The organism is Blastococcus sp. SYSU D00820 (genome assembly GCF_054050695.1).
On the sequence record NZ_JBJGZW010000001.1, the window covers coordinates 509,916 to 530,807 of the forward strand.

Below are 20,892 nucleotides of genomic sequence, written 5' to 3' on the forward strand. Positions count from 1 at the left end.
CTTGCACCAGAGAGGTACCCCGTGCCCCGATCCATCGCCGACCAGACCGTGGAGGAGCTCGGCGGCGCCGGCAGCGTCCTCGCCCGCCAGCGCCGCGACCACATCGAGCTCGACCGGCTCCTGCACGAGCTCGACGGCGCCACCGGCCGCGCCCAGGAGGAGGTGCTCACCCGCATCGACCGGCTGGTGTTCAGCCACGCCTTCGCCGAGGAGGCCGTGCTGTGGCCGGCCATCCGCCGGGTGCTGCCCGACGGCGACGCCCTGACCCTGCGGGTGGAGGAGGAGCACCAGGAGGTCAACGAGCTGGTCAGCGCCCTCGAGGAGGGCGGGCTGGACGACCCCCGCCGGCCGGAGCGGCTGGCCCGCCTGGTCGAGGTGCTCCGCGAGGACGTCCGCGACGAGGAGGACGTGCTGCTGCCCCGGCTGCAGGAGCGACTGGACCCGCACGAGCTGCGCCGGCTGGGCCGGCAGTGGGAGCTGGTCCGCCGGATCGCGCCGACCCGCCCGCACCCGACCGTGGCGCGGCGTCCGCCGGGCAACGCGGTCTCGGCGCTGCCGCTGTCGCTGCTGGACCGCAGCCGCGACCTGGTCGACGCCGGGGTGCGCCGCGCCCCCGCCGCGCTCGTCCCCGTCGGGGAGGCGGTCAGCCGCGGCCTCGCCGGCCTCGCGGGCCTGGTCGAGCGCACGCCCCCGGCCCGCCGGGGCGACGAGCCGCCGACCAGCCGCTGAGCAGACGCCAGGAGGGCCCGGCTCCCCTCGGGGAACCGGGCCCTCCTGCGTGTGCCGGGCGTCAGGTCGTCTGCTGGCGCTTGGGCTCGGCCCGCGCGTCGAGCTGGATCTCCTTCTCGGCCCGCGGCACGCCCTCCTTCAGCTCCTTGGTCCGCTCGATCTCGGCGTCGAGCTCGATGCCGAAGAGCAGGGCGACGTTGGTCAGCCAGAACCAGATGAGGAAGATGACCACGCCGGCCAGCGCCCCGTAGGTCTTGTTGTAGCTGCCGAAGTTGGCCACGTAGAAGGCGAACAGGGCCGAGGCCACCGCCCACACCAGGATCGCCACGCCGGCACCGGGGCTGACGAACTTGAAGCCGCGGAGCCGGACGTTGGGCGTGGCGTAGTACAGGACGGCGATCATCAGGGCGACCAGGACCACGATCACCGGCCACTTGGCGATGTTCCAGACCGTGGTCACGGTGCTGCCCAGGCCCAGGGCCTGGCCGATGGCGTCGGCCACGGGGCCGCTGACCACGACGGCGGCGACGATGACCGCCGCGAACAGGACGCCGATCAGGGTGACCAGCAGCTGGAGCGGCTTGAGCTTCCAGATCTTGCGCCCCTCGGGCGTCTCGTAGACCACGTTGGCCGCGCGGGTGAAGGCGCCGACGTAGCCCGACGCCGACCAGATGGCCGCGGCGAGACCGATGACCAGGCCGAAGCCGGCCGTGGCGGTGTTGCCGGCGATCTGCTGGATGACCGGGTTGATCGTCGCGGCGGCGGAGCCGGGGACGATCGTGGTGAGCGCGTCGGAGAGCGTCTGGGGGTCGACCACCAGGCCGACGATCGACACCAGGGCGATCAGCGCCGGGAACAGCGCGAGCACGCCGTAGTAGGTCAGCGCGGCGGCCCAGTCGGTGAGGTTGTCCTCGCTGAACTCCTTGAGCGTGCGCTTGAGCGTGCCGCCGGTCGTGGGCTTGGGGTCGGCGCCCTCGGGGGCGTAGTCCGAGCGCAGGCCGTTGACGCTGTCGTCCTGCGGGGCGGGGTCGCCGGCGACGTTGCCGGAGAAGCGGGTCTCCTTGTCAGCGCTGGTCGCGCTGCGTGAGCCGGTGGGGCGGGCCATCGACGTCCTCCGGTCTGGGGATGGGATCTGCGGTCCTCGATGCCCCGGACGGTGTCGTTCCATGCGGGCCCCGGCGACGACCGGCGCGTCGCGGTCAGCGCACCCCGCTGACGGGTGACCACTCCCCGGCCCGCGCGGTGGCCCGCTCGACCTCGGCCAGGGGGTCCGGCCCGGCCGGCGGCCGGCCCCGGCCCAGGTACATGCCGGCCAGCGCGACGACGGCGACCGCACCCGCCGCGCCGACGCCGATCAGGGCGACCGTGGTGAAGGCGCCGGCGCGGGGCAGGCCGGTGGCCGGCAGGACCGCGGCGGCCAGCAGGGTGGTGGTGAGGGCGCTGCCGACCGCCTGGCCGACCGAGCGGGAGATGGAGTTGACCGCGTTGGCCACCCCGGTCTCCTCCGGCGGCACCGCCTGCACGACGAGGGTCGGCAGCGCGGCGAAGGCGACGGTCACCCACAGCTGCCCGAGGAGCCCGGCGGCGACCACCAGCCACGGCTCCTCGCGCAGCAGCGCCAGCACCAGGAACCCGGCCAGGCCGAACGCCGCCCCGGCCAGCAGCGTGGGGAGCGCGCCGATCCGGGTGACCACCCGGCCGGCGACCGGCGCCAGGACGATGCCGACGATGCCGCCGGGCAGCAGGTAGACCACCGCCGCCTCGAGCACGCTCGCGCCGAAGCCGTAGCCGGTCAGCTCCGGCGGGATCTGCACGTACTGCATGACGAACAGGAACGACACGAACAGCCCGATGCCGGTCATCAGGCCGGCCAGGTTGGGCACCAACGTGCGGGGCGAGGTGAGCAGCGCCGGGCGGACCAGCGGATCGGTGCGCCGCTGCTGGAGCACCGCCCAGCCGGCCAGGACGACGACCGCACCCGCCGCGCAGCCGATCGTGGCCGGCGAGGTCCACCCCCAGGTCGCGCCCTGCGAGACCGGCAGGAGCAGCAGCACCAGGCCCAGGCCGAGCACCAGCGCGCCCCACCAGTCGACCCGGCCGGTGGCGGTGGCCGGCCGGCGGGGGAGGGCGACGACGGCCAGGGCCAGCGAGACCACCGACACCGCGAGCCCGATCCAGAACGGATCGCGGTAGGAGGAGCCGGGGTGGGTGAGCAGGCCGGTGCCGACCAGCCCCACGACCCCGCCGACGGCCAGGGTGCTGCTCACCACCGACATCGCCACGCTCAGCCGCTGCGCCGGCAGTTCCCGGCGCAGCACGCTGATCGACAGCGGGAACAGGCCGTACGACGAGCCCTGGAGCACCCGGGCGACCAGCAGCAGCGGCAGCGACTCCGCGACCAGCGCCAGGAGCGTGCCGGCCGCCACCGCGGTGAGGATGCCCAGCATCACCGGCCGCTCCCCGCGCAGGTCGCCCAGCCGGCCGAGCACGGGGGTGAACACCGCGGCGGCCAGCAGGTTGGCGGTCAGCACCCAGCCGGCCGCCGTCGCCGACACCTCGAGCTGGTCGCCGATCCGGTCCAGCACCGGCACCACGAGGCTCTGCAGCAGCGAGAGGGTGGTCACCCCGAGGGAGAGGGCCAGGACCAGCAGGCCGGCCCGCGGCGTGCGCTCGGCGGGATCGCCGCCTGCCGGGCTGGCCTCGGCGTCGGCGTCCACGCCGTCGATGACACCACGGCGGCGCGGGTGCCGGCCGGGCGGTCCCGCGCCGGGGACGAGACGTGAAGTCGATCACACACGGTCAGGTCACAACTGCATATCGACGATTGGAACGGTGCCGGACGGGGGACACACCACCCCGAACACGACGCCGCCCGCGGCACCGAGCGGGCCGGCGACGAGCACAGCAGGGGGAGTTCTCAGATGGTGTTGTGGCCGACCGTGACCCTGATCGGTTTCCTGGTCCTGACCGGCCTGGTGATCCTGATGGGCACCTCGACGACCTCCCGGTACGAGGCCGAGCAGCGCGCCGCCAGCAGCGGCAACCGCGCCGCCCGGGGTGCCGAGCGCGTGGGGGCACACGCGGCATAGCAGCAGCGCCCCCGCTCGCGAGCCCGCGACGAGCCCGAGCCGCGGCGCCTCAGAGGCAGCGCTCGTCGGTGTCCAGGACGGTCCGGTCCAGCGACTCCAGCAGGTCCAGCCAGGGGTGCACCTTCGGGAGCTCCCAGCGCTGGAAGTACCGCGCCGCGGCCCGCTTGCCGCGGGCGAAGTCGCCGTCGTCGTCCCCGGTGGCCAGCGCCTGCTCCAGCCACAGCCAGGCGACGACCAGGTGCCCGGCGGCGTCGAGGTAGGCGCTGGCGTTGGCCAGGGCCAGCGCGGGGTCGCCGGTGCCCCACAGCGTGCCGGTGACCGAGACCAGGCGGGCGACCGCGGCGTCGACGTCGGCGGCGAGGTCGGCGAACGGCGTGCCGGCCGCCCGCGCGGTCGTCGCGGTGATCGTCCCGGCCAGCAGCGCCAGCCCGGCCCCGCCCTGCATCGTCACCTTGCGGCCGAGCAGGTCCAGGGCCTGGATGCCGTTGGTGCCCTCGTGGATCGGGTTGAGCCGGTTGTCCCGGTAGAACTGCTCGACCGGGTAGTCGCGGGTGTACCCGTAGCCGCCGTGCACCTGGATGGCGAGGTCGTCGGCGACCGGTCCCCACTGCGAGGGCCACGCCTTGGCGATCGGCGTCAGGACGTCGAGCAGCAGGTGCGCGCGGCGGCGGTCCTCCTCGGTCTCGCCGGTGCGCTCCTCGTCGACCAGCCGCGCGCAGTACAGGCCCAGCGCCAGCCCGCCCTGCGCGTAGCTCTTGGCCGCCAGCAGCATCCGCCGGACGTCGGGGTGGTCGACCAGCCGCACCATCGGCGTGGACGGGTCCTTGCTGGTGGCCGGGCGGCCCTGGGTGCGGGTGCGCGCGTACTCCAGCGCGTGCAGGTAGCCGGTGTAGCCGAGGACGGTCGCGCCCATCCCGACGCCGATCCGGGCCTCGTTCATCATGTGGAACATGTAGGAGAGCCCCTGGTGCGGCTCCCCGACCAGGTACCCGACCGCGCCGGGCCGGCCGCCGGGGCGGTGCACGCCCTCGCCGAAGTTCAGCAGCGTGTTCGTCGTCCCGCGGTAGCCCATCTTGTGGTTGAGCCCGGCGAGGACGACGTCGTTGCGCTCCCCGAGCGAGCCGTCCTCGGCGACCAGCACCTTGGGGACGACGAACAGCGAGATGCCCTTCACCCCGGGCGGGCCGCCGGGGATCTTGGCCAGCACCAGGTGGACGATGTTCTCGGTCAGCTCGTGGTCGCCGGCCGAGATCCACATCTTGTTGCCGGTGAGCCGGTAGGTGCCGTCGTCCTGCGGCTCGGCGCGGGTGGTGATGTCGGCGAGCGAGGAGCCGGCCTGCGGCTCCGACAGCGCCATCGTGCCGAACCAGCGGCCCTCGAGCATCGGCCGCACGAAGGTGTCCTTCTGCTGCTGCGAGCCGTGCGCCAGCAGCAGCCGGGCGTTGCCCATCGTCAGGAACGGATAGCTCGAGGTGCCCACGTTGGCCGCCTTGAACCAGGCGAACGCGGCCTGGCCGACGGTCTGCGGCAGCTGCATGCCGCCGTACTCCTCGTCGAAGGTGCCGGCCATGATCCCCGACTCGCGGAACACCGCGAGCGCCTGCCCGACCTCCGGGATCATCTCCACCCGGCCGTCGACGAACCGCGGCTCGTGCTCGTCGGCGGTGCGGTTGTGCGGCGCGAAGTGCTCCGTCGCGATCTCCTCGGCGAGCTCCAGCACCGCGTCGAAGGTCTCGCGGGAGTGCTCGGCGAAGCGCGGCCGCTTCACCAGGCTCTCGACGTCGAGCCAGTCGTAGAGCAGGAAGTCCAGGTCGCGGCGGGACAGGATCAGCGAGGACGGCACGGGGCTTCTCCGGACGACGGCGGCGGGAGGTGCGGGGCGGCGGCGCCCGACGGCCCACGATAGGCCGGGGGCGCGCCGCCCCGCGTCGTCAGCGGGCGCCGTCCGCCGTCGCCGCGTCGCCGGGCCGGCCGACCGGGGGAGCGGTGGAGGTCGGGGCCGCCGCACCCGCGGCCTGCACGGCCTGCGCGCCGGCGTCGGCGCCCGTGGGCTCGCCCGCGGTCCCGCCGCCGGCCTGGCGGGCCTGGATGCCGGACTTGTCGCTGAGCGCCAGTTGCGGCAGGAACAGGAACACGAAGAACCCGATCGCCACGACGCAGGCGGCGATGAGGAAGACCAGGTCGATGGAGGTCGAGAACCCGGTCTTGAAGGGCGCGGCCAGGTACGGCGGCAGGGTCTGGATGAACGAGGTGTCCGACAGGTCACCGCCGCCCTGCAGCTGACCGCCGGCCAGCGCCTGCTGCACCCGCGGGTCGGTCGAGGAGGTCAGCGCCGTCTCGATGTCCACCGGGAGCCGGGAGAACAGCAGCGACAGGAACACCGCGGTGCCGATCGTGCCGCCCATCTGCCGGAAGAACGTGACCGAGGAGGTGGCCACGCCCATCTCGCGCGGCGAGACGGCGTTCTGGACGGCGAGGATCGCCGGCTGGAAGTTGAAGCCCAGGCCCAGGCCCAGCAGCACCATGAACGGCACCAGCGTCCAGACGGAGGTGTCGGCGTCGACGATGACCGACATCGCCAGCAGCGCGGCGGTCATGAACACGATGCCCACGAGCGGGAAGACCTTGTACTTGCCGGTCTTCGAGATCGCGATGCCGGAGCTCATCGCGCCGGTCATGATGCCGAGCACCAGCGGGATCATCTGCAGGCCGGCGACGGTGGCGCTGGAGCCGCTGACGATCTGCAGGTACTGAGGCAGGAGGAGCAGGCCGCCGAACATGCCGGCGCCCATGACCACGCTGCCCACGCCGACGACGGAGAAGCTGCGGTTGCGGAACAGCCGCAGCGGCAGCAGCGCCTCGTCGCCGTAGGCCCGCTCGGCCAGGAGGAACAGCACGAAGCCCACGGCGCCGATGGCGTAGCAGGTCAGCGAGCGGCCCGAGGCCCAGCCCCAGATCCGGCCCTGCTCGGCGACGATCAGCAGCGGCACGAGGAAGGTGATCAGCGCCAGCGCGCCGGGCCAGTCGATGCGGTGCTCGCGCCGCTCGTGCGGCAGGTGCAGCACCCGGAAGACGGCGGCGAAGGCCAGCACGCCCAGCGGCACGTTGATGTAGAAGATCCAGCGCCAGCCGTCGATGCCGACCAGCGAGCCCTGACCGGCGAAGAAGCCGCCGATCACCGGGCCGAGCACGCTCGAGGTGCCGAAGACGGCCATGAAGTAGCCCTGGTACCGGGAGCGCTCCCGCGGCGGCACGATGTCGCCGATGATGGCCAGGGCCAGCGACATCAGGCCGCCGGCGCCGATCCCCTGGACCGCCCGGAACGCGGCGAGCTGGTACATCGTGGTGGCCAGGCCGCAGAGCACGGAGCCGACGACGAACACGGCGATGGCGAACAGGTAGAACGGCCGCCGGCCGTAGATGTCGGAGAGCTTGCCGTACAGCGGCGTGGCGATCGTCGAGGTGATGAGGAACGCCGTCGTCGCCCAGGCCTGCAGGTCGTAGCCCTGCAGGTCGTCGGCGATGGTGCGGATCGCGGTCGAGACGACGGTCTGGTCGAGGGCCGCGAGGAACATCGCGACCATCAGCCCGACGAGGATCGTGACGATCTGCCGGTGGGTGAACGTGCCGTTCGCGTCCGGGGCGGAGGCGGCGGCGCGGGAGGCGGTGCGCTCGGCCGCCCGGCTGGTCTGGGTCATCGGTTCTCTCTCGGGGACGGAGCGGGGGCGGGCTCGCCGCTCTCGCTGGGCAGGGTGGCGGCCAGGTCGTCGACGAGGCGGCGCAGGGAGTGGGTGAGGACGGCCAGCTCGTCGGCCGACCAGCCGGCCGTGACCTGGTCGAGGTGGGCCTCGCGCTCGGCGCGGAGCTGCTCCAGCGCGGCGTGGCCGGCGTCGGTGACGACCAGCCGGCTGGCCCGGCCGTCGGTCTCGTCCGGGACGCGCCGGACCAGCCCGTCCTCGACGAGGACGGCGACGTGCCGGCTCACCGTCGAGGGGTCGGCGTGGACCTGCTCGGCGAGCGCGCCCTGGCGCAGCGGCCCGAGTCGCACCAGCGGGTAGAGCAGCACGAGCGCGGCGCGGTCCCGGCCCGGGGTGGTGTGCGCCGACTTCAGGGCCTGCACGACCCGCATCAGGCGGGGCAGCTGCTCGCCGAGGGCGCGCAGCTCGGCCTGCCGGTCCCGCTGCTCGAGGTCCTGCGAAGGGGACACGGGCACTCCGCGGGGAGGAGGGCGGCCGGACGGCCGGGAACACATGCACGGTACAACCTGTTGCTGGATGCACGCATCCAGTTGTGCGGTGCATGGATCGTGTTCTGCGCCACGGTCGCCGGAACCGGCCGGGCGCGGTGCGATCCTGGGAGGCGGTACCCCGCGCCCGTGCCCGCACTCCCGTGCCCCCGCGGCGGTGCTGCCGCCACCCCTGCCCAGTGAGAGGACCGACCGTGCCCGCCGATCCGCCCGTGGTCGCCGACGACCTGCGCGCCCGGCTGGCCGGTCTGACGCTCGAGGACGAGCACCGGCTGCGCCGCCGGCTCGACGGCACCCGCCGCACCCGTGACGCCGAGGCGCGCGCCCGCCAGCGCGCCCGCATCGCCGCCGACGTCGCGGCGGCCGAGGAGCGCATCGCCCGCCGCCGGGCCGCCGTCCCGCCGGTGAGCTACCCGCCGGCACTGCCGGTGACCGAGCGGCGCGACGACATCGCCGCGGCGCTGGCCGCGCACCAGGTGGTCGTGGTCGCCGGGGAGACCGGTTCGGGCAAGACCACCCAGCTGCCCAAGATCGCCCTCGAGCTCGGCCGCGGCGTGCGCGGCCGGATCGGGCACACCCAGCCGCGCCGCATCGCCGCGCGCACCGTCGCCGAGCGGATCGCCGAGGAGCTGGAGCGGCCCCTGGGCGACGTCGTCGGCTGGAAGGTCCGCTTCACCGACCAGGTCGGCGACGCCACGCTGGTCAAGGTCATGACCGACGGCGTCCTGCTCGCCGAGATCGCGCACGACCGGCTGCTGCGCCAGTACGACACGCTGATCATCGACGAGGCGCACGAGCGCAGCCTCAACATCGACTTCCTGCTGGGCTACCTGGCCCGCATCCTCCCGCGCCGGCCCGACCTCAAGGTCGTCATCACCTCGGCGACCATCGACGTCGAGCGCATCGCGAAGCACTTCGGCGCCGATGGCGCCGAGGTCCCCGTCGTGGAGGTCAGCGGCCGCACCTACCCGGTGGAGGTCCGCTACCGCCCGGTGGTCGACCCGGACGCGCCCGAGGGCGACCCGGCCGCCGACCCCGACCGCGACCAGGTGACCGCGATCGCCGACGCGGTCGAGGAGCTGACCGCCGAGGGCCCGGGCGACGTCCTGGTCTTCCTCGCCGGCGAGCGGGAGATCCGCGACACCGCCGACGTGCTCACCGAGCGCTTCCCCGGCGTGGAGGTCCTGCCGCTCTACTCCCGCCTGTCGGCCGCCGACCAGCACCGGGTGTTCCAGCCGCACACCGGCCGCCGCGTCGTCCTGGCCACGAACGTCGCCGAGACCTCGCTGACCGTGCCGGGCATCCGCTACGTCGTCGACCCGGGCACCGCCCGCATCAGCCGCTACAGCGCGCGTACGAAGGTGCAGCGGCTGCCGATCGAGCCGATCAGCCAGGCCTCGGCCCGGCAGCGCTCGGGGCGCTGCGGGCGCACCTCCGACGGCATCGCGATCCGGCTGTACAGCGAGGAGGACTTCCTCTCCCGCCCGGAGTACACCGATCCGGAGATCCTGCGCACCAGCCTGGCCGCCGTCCTGCTGCAGATGGCCGCCCTCGGGCTGGGCGACGTCGAGGAGTTCCCCTTCCTCGACCCGCCGGACCGGCGCGCGGTCGCCGACGGCCTGGCGCTGCTCGAGGAGCTCGGCGCGCTCGACCCCGACGGCGGGCTCACCCCCACCGGCCGCGCGCTGGCCGCGCTGCCGCTGGACCCGCGGCTGGCCCGCATGGTCGTCGAGGCCGACCGGCGCGGCGTGCTCGAGGAGGTGCTGGTCATCGCCGCGGGGCTGACCATCCAGGACCCCCGCGAGCGGCCGGCCGAGCACCAGCAGGCCGCCGACCAGATGCACGCCCGGTTCGCCGACGAGCACTCCGACTTCCTGGCCCTGCTCAACCTGTGGCGGTACCTCACCGAGCAGCAGGAGGCCCTGTCGGGCAACCAGTTCCGCCGGACGGTCAAGCGCGAGTTCCTCCACTACCTGCGCATCCGCGAGTGGCAGGACCTGCACGGCCAGCTGCGCAGCACCGCCCGCCGGCTGGGCATGGCCGTCGGCGAGCTCGCCGCCGAGCCCGACGAGCGCGGCGTGCACACCGCGCTGCTGGCCGGCCTGCTCTCCCAGGTCGGCGTCCAGGTGGAGGAGCCCCGCAAGCAGGGGACCAAGGACGGCGAGCGGCGGCGCGGCAGCCGCGAGTACCTCGGCGCCCGCAACGCCCGCTTCGTCCTCGCCCCAGGCACCCCGCTGGCGAAGAAGCCGCCGCGCTGGGTGGTCGCCGCGGAGCTGGTCGAGACCAGCCGGCTGTTCGCCCGCACCGTCGCCCGGATCGACCCGGAGGTGGTCGAGAAGCTCGCCGACCACCTGGTCAAGCGGCAGTACTCCGAGCCCCGCTGGGACGCCCAGCGCGGATCGGTGGTCGCCACGGAGCGGGTCACCCTCTACGGCATCCCGCTCGTGGTCGGCCGCCGCGTGCAGTACGGCTCCATCGACCCGGTGGTCTCCCGCGAGCTGTTCATCCGGCACGCCCTGGTGCAGGGCGAGTGGACGACGCACCACCGGTTCTGGGCCGACAACCAGCGCGCGATCGAGCGGGTCGCGGAGCTGGAGGAGCGGGCCCGCCGCCGCGACATCCGGGTGGACGACGAGACGCTGTTCGAGCTCTACGACGCCCGCATCCCCGCCGACGTCGTCTCCACCCGGCACTTCGACCGGTGGTGGAAGGCCGCCCGCCGGGAGACCCCCGAGCTGCTCACCCTCACGCCCGAGATGCTCACCAACGCGGCCGCGGCCGGGCAGGTGCGCGCCGAGGACTACCCGGACCAGGTGCCGCTGAGCCAGGGGCTGACCCTGCCGCTCTCCTACGCGTTCGCACCCGGCACGCCGGAGGACGGCGTGACCGTCGACGTCCCGCTCGCGGTCCTGGACACCGTCGCCGAGCGCACCTCCGGGGAGTCGCTGGCCTTCACCGTGCCCGGGCTGCGCGAGGAGCTGGTCACCGCGCTGCTGCGCACGCTGCCCAAGCAGCTGCGCCGGGCGCTGGTGCCCATCCCCGACCGGGTGCGCGAGGTGCTCCCCCACATCGACCCCACCGAGCCGCTGCTGCCGGCGCTGGAGCGCGAGCTGCGCCGATCGGCGGCGATCGTCGTCCCGCCGGACGCGTGGGCGCCGGACCAGGTGCCCGACCACCTGCGGGCGACGTTCCGGGTGGTCGACGACCGGCAGCGGCCGCTGGCCCAGGGCAAGGACCTCGCCGCGCTGCGCGCGCAGGTGGCGCCGCAGGCGCGAGCCAGCCTGGCCCGCGCGGCGTCGACCTACGAGCGCACCGGGCTGACCGACTGGACGATCGGCACGCTGCCGCGCACCGTCGAGGTGCAGCGCGGCGGGCACGTCGTGACCGCCTACCCCGCGCTGGTCGACGAGGGGGGAACGGCCGGCGTCCGGGTGGTGGCCACCGAGGCCGAGGCCGCCCGGCTGGCCTGGCGGGGCGCCCGCCGGCTGCTGGTGCTGGTCGCCGGGTCGCCGGTGCGGCAGGTGGTCAAGGGGCTGTCCCCGCGGACCCGGCTGGCCCTGCAGTTCAACCCGGACGGCGAGATCCCCGACCTGGTGGCCGACTGCGTCGACGCCGCCGCCGACGAGCTGGTCGCCGCGGGCGGCGGGCCGCCGCGGGACGAGGCCGCGTTCCGGGCGCTCGTCGAGCGGGCCCGCACCGAGCTGCTGCCGCTCACCCAGGACGCCGTCCGCCGGGTGGAGGCGGTGCTCACCCAGGCCCGCGAGGTCGCCGTCGCCATCGGGGCGGCGCCCGGCCGGCGGGTGCCGGAGGCGGCGGTCGCCGACCTGCGCCGGCAGATGGGCGGCCTGCTGCACAAGGGGTTCGTCGCCGCCGCGGGCCGCCGGCGGCTGCCCGACCTGGTGCGGTACCTCAGGGCGATGGCGCACCGGCTGGAGAAGCTGCCGGCCAACGCCGTCCGCGACGAGCTCTGGATGGCGCAGGTGGCCGCGGTGACCGCCGAGTACGAGCAGCTGCGCCGCTCGGTGCCGCCGACCGGGGGTCCGGACGACCCGGTGGCCCGGATCCGCTGGATGGTCGAGGAGCTCCGGGTGGGCCTGTTCGCCCAGACGATCGGCACGCCCCGGCCGGTGTCCGAGCAGCGGGTCTACAAGGCCATCGACCAGGTGCTCGACCGGGTGCCGGCCTGATCAGTCCGCGGCGGCGTTGCCCTGCTCGCGCAGCAGGGCCGAGATCCGCTGCCGGGTGACGCCGAACAGCGCCGCGATCCGGTTGATGCTGACCTGCTCGTCGTGCAGCGCGCGGGCCTGCTCGCGCCGCCAGGCGCTGCCGGCGGTGGCGAGCGCGGCGAGCACCGAGCTCACGCTCTCCACCACCAGGGGCCGGGACTCCGCGGTGACGATCTCCAGCCAGGGCCGGCCGGAGGAGCGCTGCGCGAGCAGGTCGACGGCGCGGCGGCGGGCGGTGCCCAGTTCCTCGATGCAGACGTCGATGGCGCCGACCAGGCCGGTGAGCGCGACGACCGCCGGCTCAGTGCTGGTCGTCGTCCGGGGGCTGGCGCTCACCTGACTCCTCGCCGAGGTTGGGTCGCTGTCGATACGGTTGCCCACTACACACCTGAACCCCCCTTGCGTGCAAGTCGAGGTGACACGCAATCCGACACTCCATGCAAGGGTGGTTGCACCTGCCCGGCGAGCCGGATAGGTTGCGCACAACTGATCGTACGGGTGCCGTTCCGGCGGGAGCCCCGGGCCCCGGAGGCGGCATGTCGACCCTCAGTGCCAGCGTGGACCTGCCCCCGGTGGCACGGTCCGTGCCCGTCGCGCGGCACCTCGTCGTGGACCTCCTGCGCAGCTGGCGGGCGCCGCACGACCCCGAGGACGCCGCGTTGCTGGTCACCGAGCTGGTGGCCAACGTGGTCGACCACGTCGGCGGGGCGGCCGCGCTGACCGTCGAGGTCACCCTCTCCGGCGGCTGGCTCCGGATCGCGGTCGGCGACGCCTCCCCGGTGCTGCCGGTGGTGCGCGAGCCGGAGACCGGGTCGCTGCGCGGCCGGGGCATGCGGATGGTCGCCGCGATCGCCGACCGGTGGGGCGTCGAGGAGCACCGCGGCGGCAAGCGGGTGTGGTTCGACCTGGTGTGGCCGGGCAGCTGACCTGCGGCGTGAGCCGGGGCACGCGGCCCGCGGGGTTTGCCGCGCGCGCTCCTCGGGGACCGGCGGAGGGAACCCATCCGCCAGTCGAAGGAGATGCGCGATGAGCGAGCCGAACGGCTCCGTCGAGGCCGCCGGTGCGGGCCTGTCCGACGAGGAGATGATCGAGACCGTCGCCGGGCAGACCGACAGCGCCTCGGAGAACGCCGACGTCGCCGGCAAGGACTGGGACGGCGACCCGGGCGCCGCGCCCGCCCCCACCGACCAGGCCTGACCCGACGCCCGACGCCGTCCCCCTGCCGCTGCCGCGGCGGGCCGGGGCGGCGTCGGCGTGCGGAGGGCGTCAGACCCGGGCGGGCTCCCGCTGCCCGACATCGAGCTGGGCGTCGCGCGCGGCGCCCCACCCGGCCGACGCCATCGGCGCCAGGAGCACGAGCAGCAGCAGGAGCGGCCAGGTCCAGCCCGCGGTCAGGTCGTGCAGGGCGCCGAGCGCCAGCGGGCCGACCGCGGCCAGCAGGTAGCCCACGCACTGCGCCACCCCGCCCAGCCGCGCGGCGACCAGCGGGGAGGGGCTGCGCAGCACGATGAGGGTCAGCGCCAGCGCGAACCCGGCGCCCTGGGCGACGCCGAAGGCGCACACCCACACGAGCGTGCCGTGCGCCGGGGCGACCAGCAGGCCGGCCAGGCCGACCAGGTAGGCGGCGACGACCGCGGCGATCAGCGGCCGCTGGGTGCGCATCCGGCCGGCCTGCGCCGGCGCCACCAGCGCCCCCGCGGCGCCGACGACGTTGGACAGCCCCAGCAGCAGGCCGCCCTCGCCGACCGGCACCCCGGAGTCGGCCAGCAGCGTGGGCAGCCAGGCGGCGAACGAGTAGAACTGCACGCTCTGCAGCCCGATCCAGGCGGTGACCTGCCGGGCGAGCGGCTGGCGCAGCAGGGACCACGACCCGCCCTCGGGCAGCGGCCCGGTGGCCCGGCGGTCGCGGCCGGTGCCGGCCACGGGCAGCCAGAGCACCAGCGCGCCGAGGGCGAGGAACAGCCAGAGCCCGAGCGCGGTCCGCCAGCCGACGCCCAGCGCGCCGGCCAGCGGCACGGTGGCCGCCGCACCGGCGGCCGCACCGATGTTCAGCGAGGCCGAGTACAGGCCCATGACGGCACCGGGGCGGACGAACTCGCGCTTGACGTACGCCGGCAGCAGCACGTTGGCCAGCGCGATCGCCGCTCCGGCCAGCAGGCTGCCGGCGTACAGCAGCGCGACCGGCGACAGCAGCCGCAGCGCGATGCCCGCGGCCAGGAGCAGCAGCGACGCCGCGACCGCCGTCTCCAGGCCCACCCGGCGGGCCAGGCGGGGCGCGACCGGTGCGAAGGCGCCGAAGCAGAGCACCGGCACGGTGGTCAGCAGCCCGGCCAGCGCCGACGACAGGCCGGTGTCGGCCCGCAGGTCGGCCAGCACCGGCGCCACCGCGACGACGGCCGGCCGCTGGTTGAGCGCCACCGCGACGATGGCGGCGACGAGCGCGACGCCGGCCCAGCGGCCCCGCGTCACCCTGCGGGTGTCAGCATCCCGGCGCCGACCGTGGCGTTGGTCGCCTCGTCCACCAGGATGAACCGGCCGGTCACCCGGTTGCGGGTGTAGTCGTCGACGAACAGCGGCTGGGTCGTGCGCAGCCGCACCCGGCCGATGTCGTTGAGCCCCAGCTCGGTGGCCTCGAGGTCGCGGTGCAGCGTGTTCACGTCGAGCCGGTAGGCCAGCTCCTTGACCATGCCGCGCACCGTGCGGGTGGTGTGCTTGACCGCCAGCCGCTGGCGCGGGCGCAGCGGCTCCTCGGCCATCCAGCACACCAGCGCGTCGACGTCCTGGGTGACCTCCGGCTGGTTGGCCGGCCGGCAGATCAGGTCGCCCCGGGAGACGTCGAGGTCGTCGGCGAGCCGTACGGTGACCGACATCGGCGGGAAGGCCTCCTCGACCGGGCCGCGCGGGCCGTCGATGCCGGCGACCGTGGTGGTCAGGCCGCTGGGCAGCACCTGCACCTCGTCGCCGGCGCGGAGCACGCCGCTGGCCACCGTGCCGGCGTAGCCGCGGTAGTCGTGGAACGCGTCGGACTGGGGCCGGATGACGTACTGCACCGGGAACCGGACGTCGGTCAGGTTCCGGTCGCTGGCCACGTGCACGTGCTCGAGGTGGTGCAGCAGCGTCGGGCCCTGGTACCAGGGCGTGTTCGGCGAGTGCGTGACGACGTTGTCGCCGTGCAGCGCCGAGATCGGGACGACGGTGAGGTCGGGCACCGCGAGCTTGGCGGTGAACGCGCTGAACTCGTCGCGGATCGCCTCGTAGACCTCCTCGGACCAGTCGACGAGGTCCATCTTGTTCACCGCGACGACGATGTGCGGCACCCTCAGCAGCGAGGCGAGGAAGGCGTGCCGGCGGCTCTGCTCGAGCATCCCCTTGCGCGCGTCCACCAGGACGATGGCGAGGTCTGCGGTCGAGGCCCCGGTGACCATGTTGCGGGTGTACTGCACGTGGCCCGGGGTGTCGGCCAGGATGAACGTGCGCCGCGGCGTGCTGAAGTAGCGGTAGGCGACGTCGATCGTGATGCCCTGCTCGCGCTCGGCGCGCAGGCCGTCGGTGAGCAGCGCGAGGTCGACGTACTCGCCCTTGCTGGCGCGGGCCACCGCCTCGTACTGGTCCTCGAAGACGGCCTTGCTGTCGTAGAGCAGCCGGCCGATGAGGGTGCTCTTGCCGTCGTCCACGGAGCCCGCGGTGGCGATCCGCAGGATGTCCTTGCGGGCGGTGGCGATCTCCACGGCGTGCTCGGCGACGGCGGAGTGCACGTCCACGGGCCGGGTGGTGCTGTCGTCGTGCATGTCGTCGGGAGCCATCAGAAGTAGCCCTCCTTCTTCCGGTCCTCCATGGCGGCGTCGCTGACCTTGTCGTCACCGCGGGTCGCGCCGCGCTCGGTCATCCGGGTCACCGCGATCTCGGCGATGACCTCCTCGACGGTCGTGGCCTCGGAGCGGACCGCCGCGGTCAGGTTCGCGTCGCCGACGGTGCGGTAGCGGCACGAGGTGCGGAACACCCGCTCGCCGTCGCGCGGGCGGATGAACTCGTTGACCGCGTAGAGCATCCCCTGCCGCTCGACGACCTCGCGCTCCTGGGCCAGGTACAGCGGGGGGATGGCGATCTGCTCGTGGGCGATGTACTGCCAGATGTCGAGCTCGGTCCAGTTGCTCAGCGGGAACACCCGGATCGACTCGCCCAGGTGGATCCGGCCGTTGTAGAGGTCCCACAGCTCCGGGCGCTGGTTCTTCGGGTCCCACTGGCCGAACTCGTCGCGGAAGGAGAAGACCCGCTCCTTGGCGCGCGCCTTGTCCTCGTCGCGGCGGGCCCCGCCGAACAGCGCGGTGAAGCCGTGCTCCTCGACGGCGTCGAGCAGCACCGGCGTCTGGATCCGGTTGCGCGAGCCGTTGGGCTCCTCCTTGACCGTGCCGGCGGCGATCGCGTCGGGCACCGAGGCGACCACCAGCTGGACGCCGAGCTCGGCGACGCGCTTGTCGCGGAACTCCAGCACCTCGGGGAAGTTCAGGCCGGTGTCCACGTGCATGACCGGGAAGGGGATCCGTGCCGGGGCGAAGGCCTTGCGGGCCAGCTCCAGCATGACGATCGAGTCCTTGCCGCCGGAGAACAGCAGCACCGGGCGTTCGAGCTCGGCGGCCACCTCGCGGATCACGTGGATGGACTCGGCCTCCAGGGTCTCCAGCTGGCTCAGCCGGTAGTCAGGGGTCGTCACGCGGGGGTGCTCCGGTCGTCGGGGGCAGGGCTGGGCTCCACAGGGCCCGAACCAGCACCAACCGCACCGGGACGAGCGGGATTCCCGCTCCAGTGTCCGCTACGGCTGCGAGCGCACCGCGGCCAGGAGGTCGGCCGCCAGCTCCGGGCGGCAGACCAGCAGGTCGGGCAGGGAGGGGTCCGGTTCGTTGTAGCGCAGCGGGGAGCCGTCCAGCCGGGTGGCCGACAGCCCGGCGGCCAGCGCGATCGCGACCGGCGCGGCGGAGTCCCACTGGTACATCCCCCCGGCGTGCACGTAGGCGTCGACCTCACCGCGGACCACCGCCGTGGTCTTGTAGCCGGCCGACCCCATCGGCACCAGCTCGGCGCCGAGGGCGGCTGCGGCGGGCTCGGCCTCGGCCGGCGGGCGGGTGCGGCTGACCGCGATCCGCAGCCGCCGCTCGCCGACCGGCGGGGTGCGGGGCGGGGGGTCGGTGGTGAGCAGCTCGCCGACGCCGGGCAGCGCCACCGCGGCGGCGCCCAGCCCCTCCGGCGTCCACAGCGCGACGTGCACCGCCCAGTCGCCGCGCTCGACGTCGCCGTACTCCCGGGTGCCGTCCAGCGGATCGACGATCCAGACCCGGCCGGCGGACAGCCGCCGCCGGTCGTCGGCGGCCTCCTCGCTGAAGACGACGTCGTCCGGGCGCTCGCGCCGCAGCACGCCGGTGATGGCCCGCTGGGCCGCGGCGTCGCCCGCCGCACCCAGCTCCCGGCCGGTGAGGCCGCCGGCGCGCAGTTCCAGGAGGACGTCCGCGGCCGCCTGGGCGGCGGCCGCGGCGACGGCGACGTCAGTCATCGTCGCCCACCAGCGCGGTGGAGTCCGTCGGCCGGCGCGGTGGCGCGAGGGTGCCGGCGGCGTCGGTGATGTGCCCGAAGTACGCGGCCGTCCGCTCCTCCCGCGGCATGACGAACAGGCCGCGGGCCTCCACCAGCGGGCGGTCCGGCTCGGCGGCCAGCGCGATCGACCCGGTCACCAGGGACTTGCGCCCCGCGGCCTCGGTCACGCGGGCCCGCAGCACCAGGGGCGTGTTCATCGGCACCGGCCCGCGGTAGTCCAGCTCCAGGCGGGCGGTCATGCCCCACAACCCCGCGCGGATGGTCGCCGCGCCGAGCAGCTGGTCCATCACCAGGCCGCTCATGCCGCCGTGCACGTACCCGGGCGGGCCCTCGTAGGCGGCGCCGAAGGTGGCCTCGGCGACGACCCCGCCGCCGGGGTCACCCCGGAAGAGGACCGGTGGGGCGAGCGCGCTGCCCACCCCGCTCACCGGGTTGTAGACCCTGCGGAACGTGATCGGGTCGTCCAGCTCCGGCAGCTGGTGCGGCGGCCGGGTCGAGGCCGACAGGCGCGCGGTCTCCGCCCGGGCCGTGGCCGCGGCGGCGCGCAGCTCAGCGGCGCCGACCGTGGTGAGCACGGAGGCCTCGACCAGCTCGCGCAGGGCCTGTCCCAGCTCGGCCACCGCGGCCATGAGGTCCGGGTCGTAGGGGGTGCCACCCTCGTTCGCGCTCACCGGGGGACGGTAACCACCGCGCCGGCCGGCTCACCCGGCCACCCCGGGGGCCGGGGGGCCGCTGCGCGGCAGGCGGACGGTGAACACCGCGCCCTCTCCGGGGGCGGTGCGCAGGTCCACGGTGCCGCCGTGCGCCTGCACCAGCGAGGCGACGATCGTCAGCCCCAGGCCGGTGCCGCCGGCGACGCGGGCACGGGACGGATCGGCCCGGTAGAAGCGCTCGAACACGCGCGCGGCGTCCTCGGGTGCCAGGCCGGGGCCCCCGTCGGCGACCCGGACGACCAGGAAGCCGCCGTCGTCGTCCGCGCTGCCCTCGCCGGCCGGACCGCTGCCGGGCTCCTCGGCGATGGTGACGGTGACCGGTGCATCCGGCGGCGTGTGGACGAGCGCGTTGGTGACCAGGTTGCCGATCACCTGCCGCAGCCGCGCCTCGTCCCCGAGCACCACCGGCACCTCCGTCAGTGACGGGTCGAGCACCAGCTCCAGGGGCCGGTCGGGCTGCACGGCCCGGGCGTCGTGGACGGCGTCCCCCGCGACCTCGGCGAGGTCGACCGGCGTGATCGTCAGCGGCCGCTGCTGGTCCAGGCGGGCCAGCTGCAGCAGGTCCTCGACCAGCACCCCCATGCGGGCGCCCTCGGACTCGATGCGCTGCATCAGCCGGGCGGTCTCCTCCGGATCGCGGACCGCGCCCTGCCGGTAGAGCTCGGCGAAGCCGCGGATCGAGGTCAGCGGCGTGCGCAGCTCGTGGCTGGCGTCGGCGACGAACCGGCGCATGCGGCTCTCCGAGGCGCGGGCCTGCTCCTCCGAGGCGCGCTGGGCGGCGAACGAGCTCTCGATCCGGGCCAGCATCCCGTTGAGCGCGCTGGTCAGCCGGCCCACCTCCGTGCGGGTGTCACCCGCCGGCACCCGCTGCGACAGGTCGCCGGCGGCGATCGCCTGCGCGGTGCGCTCCACCGCGGCCAGCGGGCGCAGGCTGTTGCCGACCAGCAGGTACCCGGCCCCGCCGAGCACCGTCAGCACGATGAGGCCGACGACCACCTCGATGGCCACCAGGTGCCCGATCACGGCCTGGTCGCGCTCCAGGTCGGTGGCGAGCACCAGCACGTAGCCGCCGCCGAGGTCGGCGCTCACCACCCGCCACGGGGTGCCGTCGCGGGACCACGTCGTCGTGGGGTCGCCGTGCTCGCGGATCTCCTCGGCCTTCCGGTCGCTGATCCGCGGCAGCCCGGACTCCGGCCCGGGTGGTGCCGAGACGACGACGGGGTCGTCGCCGTCCGGCGTCAGGCAGGCGACGTAGTAGGGGACCGGCAGCCGGCGGGTGCCGCCGTCCACGCACGACTGCAGGACCGCCCCGCTGCGCGCGGCGTCCTGGAGCGCCTCGACCAGCTGCTGGTCCTGCTGGCCCTCCAGGTAGCCGCGCAGCAGCTTGGTGGCGGCGAAGCCGGTCGCGGTCAGCGCGACCGCCACGAGGACGACGAGCAGCGCCACCAGGGTGATCCGCAGCGGCACCCGCGGACCGGCGCCGGTACCGCCCGTCGTCAGGCCGGCCACGGCCGGCTCCGGGTCCTCACGCGCCGCGGGGGAGTCGCAGGGTGTAGCCGACCCCGCGGATGGTGTGCAGCAGCCGCGGCTCGGTCGTGTCGACCTTGCGGCGCAGGTAGGAGATGTAGGACTCGACGACGTTGGCCTCGCCGTTGAAGTCGTAGTTCCACACGTGGTCGAGGATCTGGGCCTTCGACAGCACCCGCCCGGCGTTGGCCATCAGGTAGCGCAGCAGCTTGAACTCGGTGGGGGAGAGGCTGACGAGGGTGCCGGCCTTGAGCACCTCGTGGGACTCCTCGTCGAGCTCGATGTCGGCGAAGCTCAGCCGGGGCGCCTCGGCCGCGCGCTGCTGGCCGCTGCTGCGCCGCAGCACCGCCCGGATGCGGGCGAGCACCTCGTCGAGGCTGAACGGCTTGGTCACGTAGTCGTCGCCGCCGAGCGTGAGGCCGGAGACCTTGTCCTCCGCGGCGTCGCGCGCGGTCAGGAACAGCACCGGCGTGTGCCGGCCGCTCTCCCGCAGCCGGCGGACGACGCCGAAGCCGTCCAGCCCGGGCATCATCACGTCGAGGACCAGCAGGTCGGGGCGGAAGGACGTCGCCATCGCCAGCGCCTGCTGGCCGTCGGCGGCGGTGGCCACCTCGAAGCCGGCGTAGCGGAGGCTGGCCGACAGCAGCTCGCGGATGTTGGGCTCGTCGTCGACCACGAGCAGCCGGGCCTCCGGTGCCCGTCCCGCCGATCCATGGGTGCCCGCCACGAAGCCTCCCGTCGCGCGTGCCGATGCCGTCGTCATGGATCCGATGGTC

18 protein-coding genes are annotated in these 20,892 nt (G+C 74.6%); 5 read left to right on the plus strand and 13 right to left on the minus strand.

Going from position 1 to position 20,892, the window contains the following annotated elements; genetic code table 11:
* Positions 1-21: 21 nt before the first annotated feature.
* On the plus strand, positions 22-729 hold the full coding sequence (locus tag ACI79R_RS02420; RefSeq protein ID WP_456571980.1) for a hemerythrin domain-containing protein: 708 nt from the start codon (positions 22-24) through the stop codon (positions 727-729).
* Between the two features lie 61 nt (positions 730-790).
* Here the strand turns inward: ACI79R_RS02420 and ACI79R_RS02425 are convergent, their stop codons facing one another.
* Both ACI79R_RS02425 and ACI79R_RS02430 read right to left on the minus strand, forming a co-directional pair.
* On the minus strand, positions 791-1,834 hold the full coding sequence (locus tag ACI79R_RS02425) for a YihY/virulence factor BrkB family protein (protein WP_456571981.1): 1,044 nt from the start codon (positions 1,832-1,834) through the stop codon (positions 791-793).
* Between the two features lie 94 nt (positions 1,835-1,928).
* A complete protein-coding gene (locus tag ACI79R_RS02430) occupies positions 1,929-3,446 on the minus strand; it encodes an MFS transporter (RefSeq protein ID WP_456571982.1) in 1,518 nt (505 codons plus the stop codon).
* Positions 3,447-3,668: 222 nt separating this feature from the next.
* Here ACI79R_RS02430 and ACI79R_RS02435 point away from each other — a divergent pair, with 222 nt between their 5' ends.
* Positions 3,669-3,818, plus strand: a complete 150-nt coding sequence (locus ACI79R_RS02435; protein ID WP_456571983.1) for a hypothetical protein — start codon at positions 3,669-3,671, stop codon at positions 3,816-3,818.
* A gap of 49 nt (positions 3,819-3,867) precedes the next feature.
* Here ACI79R_RS02435 and ACI79R_RS02440 read toward each other — a convergent pair whose 3' ends face one another.
* The 3 genes from ACI79R_RS02440 to ACI79R_RS02450 form a co-directional block, all read right to left on the minus strand.
* Entirely contained in the window at positions 3,868-5,661 is a 1,794-nt protein-coding gene (locus ACI79R_RS02440; protein ID WP_456571984.1) for an acyl-CoA dehydrogenase, read from the minus strand.
* A gap of 88 nt (positions 5,662-5,749) precedes the next feature.
* Positions 5,750-7,516: an MDR family MFS transporter gene (locus ACI79R_RS02445; protein WP_456571985.1), complete on the minus strand. Its 1,767-nt coding sequence runs from the start codon at positions 7,514-7,516 to the stop codon at positions 5,750-5,752.
* Positions 7,513-8,025, minus strand: a complete 513-nt coding sequence (locus ACI79R_RS02450; protein ID WP_456571986.1) for a MarR family winged helix-turn-helix transcriptional regulator — start codon at positions 8,023-8,025, stop codon at positions 7,513-7,515. The genes ACI79R_RS02445 and ACI79R_RS02450 overlap by 4 nt, the downstream gene beginning before the upstream one ends.
* A 233-nt stretch (positions 8,026-8,258) precedes the next feature.
* On the opposite strand from ACI79R_RS02450, the gene hrpA reads away from it, so the two are divergent.
* Positions 8,259-12,251, plus strand: coding sequence for an ATP-dependent RNA helicase HrpA (gene hrpA, locus ACI79R_RS02455; protein ID WP_456571987.1), 3,993 nt, complete (start codon positions 8,259-8,261; stop codon positions 12,249-12,251).
* On the opposite strand, the gene ACI79R_RS02460 is transcribed toward hrpA, so the two are convergent.
* Positions 12,252-12,626: a hypothetical protein gene (locus ACI79R_RS02460; protein WP_456571988.1), complete on the minus strand. Its 375-nt coding sequence runs from the start codon at positions 12,624-12,626 to the stop codon at positions 12,252-12,254.
* Positions 12,627-12,826: 200 nt separating this feature from the next.
* Here ACI79R_RS02460 and ACI79R_RS02465 point away from each other — a divergent pair, with 200 nt between their 5' ends.
* Together ACI79R_RS02465 and ACI79R_RS02470 are read left to right on the plus strand one after the other, a co-directional pair.
* A complete protein-coding gene (locus ACI79R_RS02465) occupies positions 12,827-13,216 on the plus strand; it encodes an ATP-binding protein (protein WP_456571989.1) in 390 nt (129 codons plus the stop codon).
* 100 nt (positions 13,217-13,316) lie between these two features.
* Complete coding sequence (locus ACI79R_RS02470) at positions 13,317-13,487, plus strand: hypothetical protein (protein WP_456571990.1); 171 nt, start codon at positions 13,317-13,319, stop codon at positions 13,485-13,487.
* Between the two features lie 69 nt (positions 13,488-13,556).
* Here the strand turns inward: ACI79R_RS02470 and ACI79R_RS02475 are convergent, their stop codons facing one another.
* The 7 genes from ACI79R_RS02475 to ACI79R_RS02505 form a co-directional block, all read right to left on the minus strand.
* Positions 13,557-14,759: an MFS transporter gene (locus tag ACI79R_RS02475; RefSeq protein WP_456571991.1), complete on the minus strand. Its 1,203-nt coding sequence runs from the start codon at positions 14,757-14,759 to the stop codon at positions 13,557-13,559.
* On the minus strand, positions 14,756-16,093 hold the full coding sequence (locus tag ACI79R_RS02480) for a sulfate adenylyltransferase subunit 1 (RefSeq protein ID WP_456571992.1): 1,338 nt from the start codon (positions 16,091-16,093) through the stop codon (positions 14,756-14,758). The genes ACI79R_RS02475 and ACI79R_RS02480 overlap by 4 nt, the downstream gene beginning before the upstream one ends.
* Positions 16,093-17,001 carry a sulfate adenylyltransferase subunit CysD gene (cysD, locus tag ACI79R_RS02485; RefSeq protein ID WP_456571993.1) on the minus strand — a complete coding sequence of 303 codons (909 nt, stop codon included), beginning with the start codon at positions 16,999-17,001 and terminating at the stop codon, positions 16,093-16,095. The genes ACI79R_RS02480 and cysD overlap by 1 nt, the downstream gene beginning before the upstream one ends.
* Before the next feature lie 99 nt (positions 17,002-17,100).
* Positions 17,101-17,835, minus strand: coding sequence for an inositol monophosphatase family protein (locus tag ACI79R_RS02490; RefSeq protein WP_456571994.1), 735 nt, complete (start codon positions 17,833-17,835; stop codon positions 17,101-17,103).
* Positions 17,828-18,547, minus strand: a complete 720-nt coding sequence (locus ACI79R_RS02495; RefSeq protein ID WP_456571995.1) for a PaaI family thioesterase — start codon at positions 18,545-18,547, stop codon at positions 17,828-17,830. The genes ACI79R_RS02490 and ACI79R_RS02495 overlap by 8 nt, the downstream gene beginning before the upstream one ends.
* A 30-nt stretch (positions 18,548-18,577) precedes the next feature.
* The gene (locus tag ACI79R_RS02500; protein ID WP_456571996.1) at positions 18,578-20,098 is read right to left on the minus strand and encodes a sensor histidine kinase; all 1,521 of its coding nucleotides are present in this window, start codon (positions 20,096-20,098) and stop codon (positions 18,578-18,580) included.
* A gap of 16 nt (positions 20,099-20,114) precedes the next feature.
* Entirely contained in the window at positions 20,115-20,879 is a 765-nt protein-coding gene (locus ACI79R_RS02505) for a response regulator transcription factor (RefSeq protein WP_456571997.1), read from the minus strand.
* Positions 20,880-20,892 lie beyond the last annotated feature (13 nt).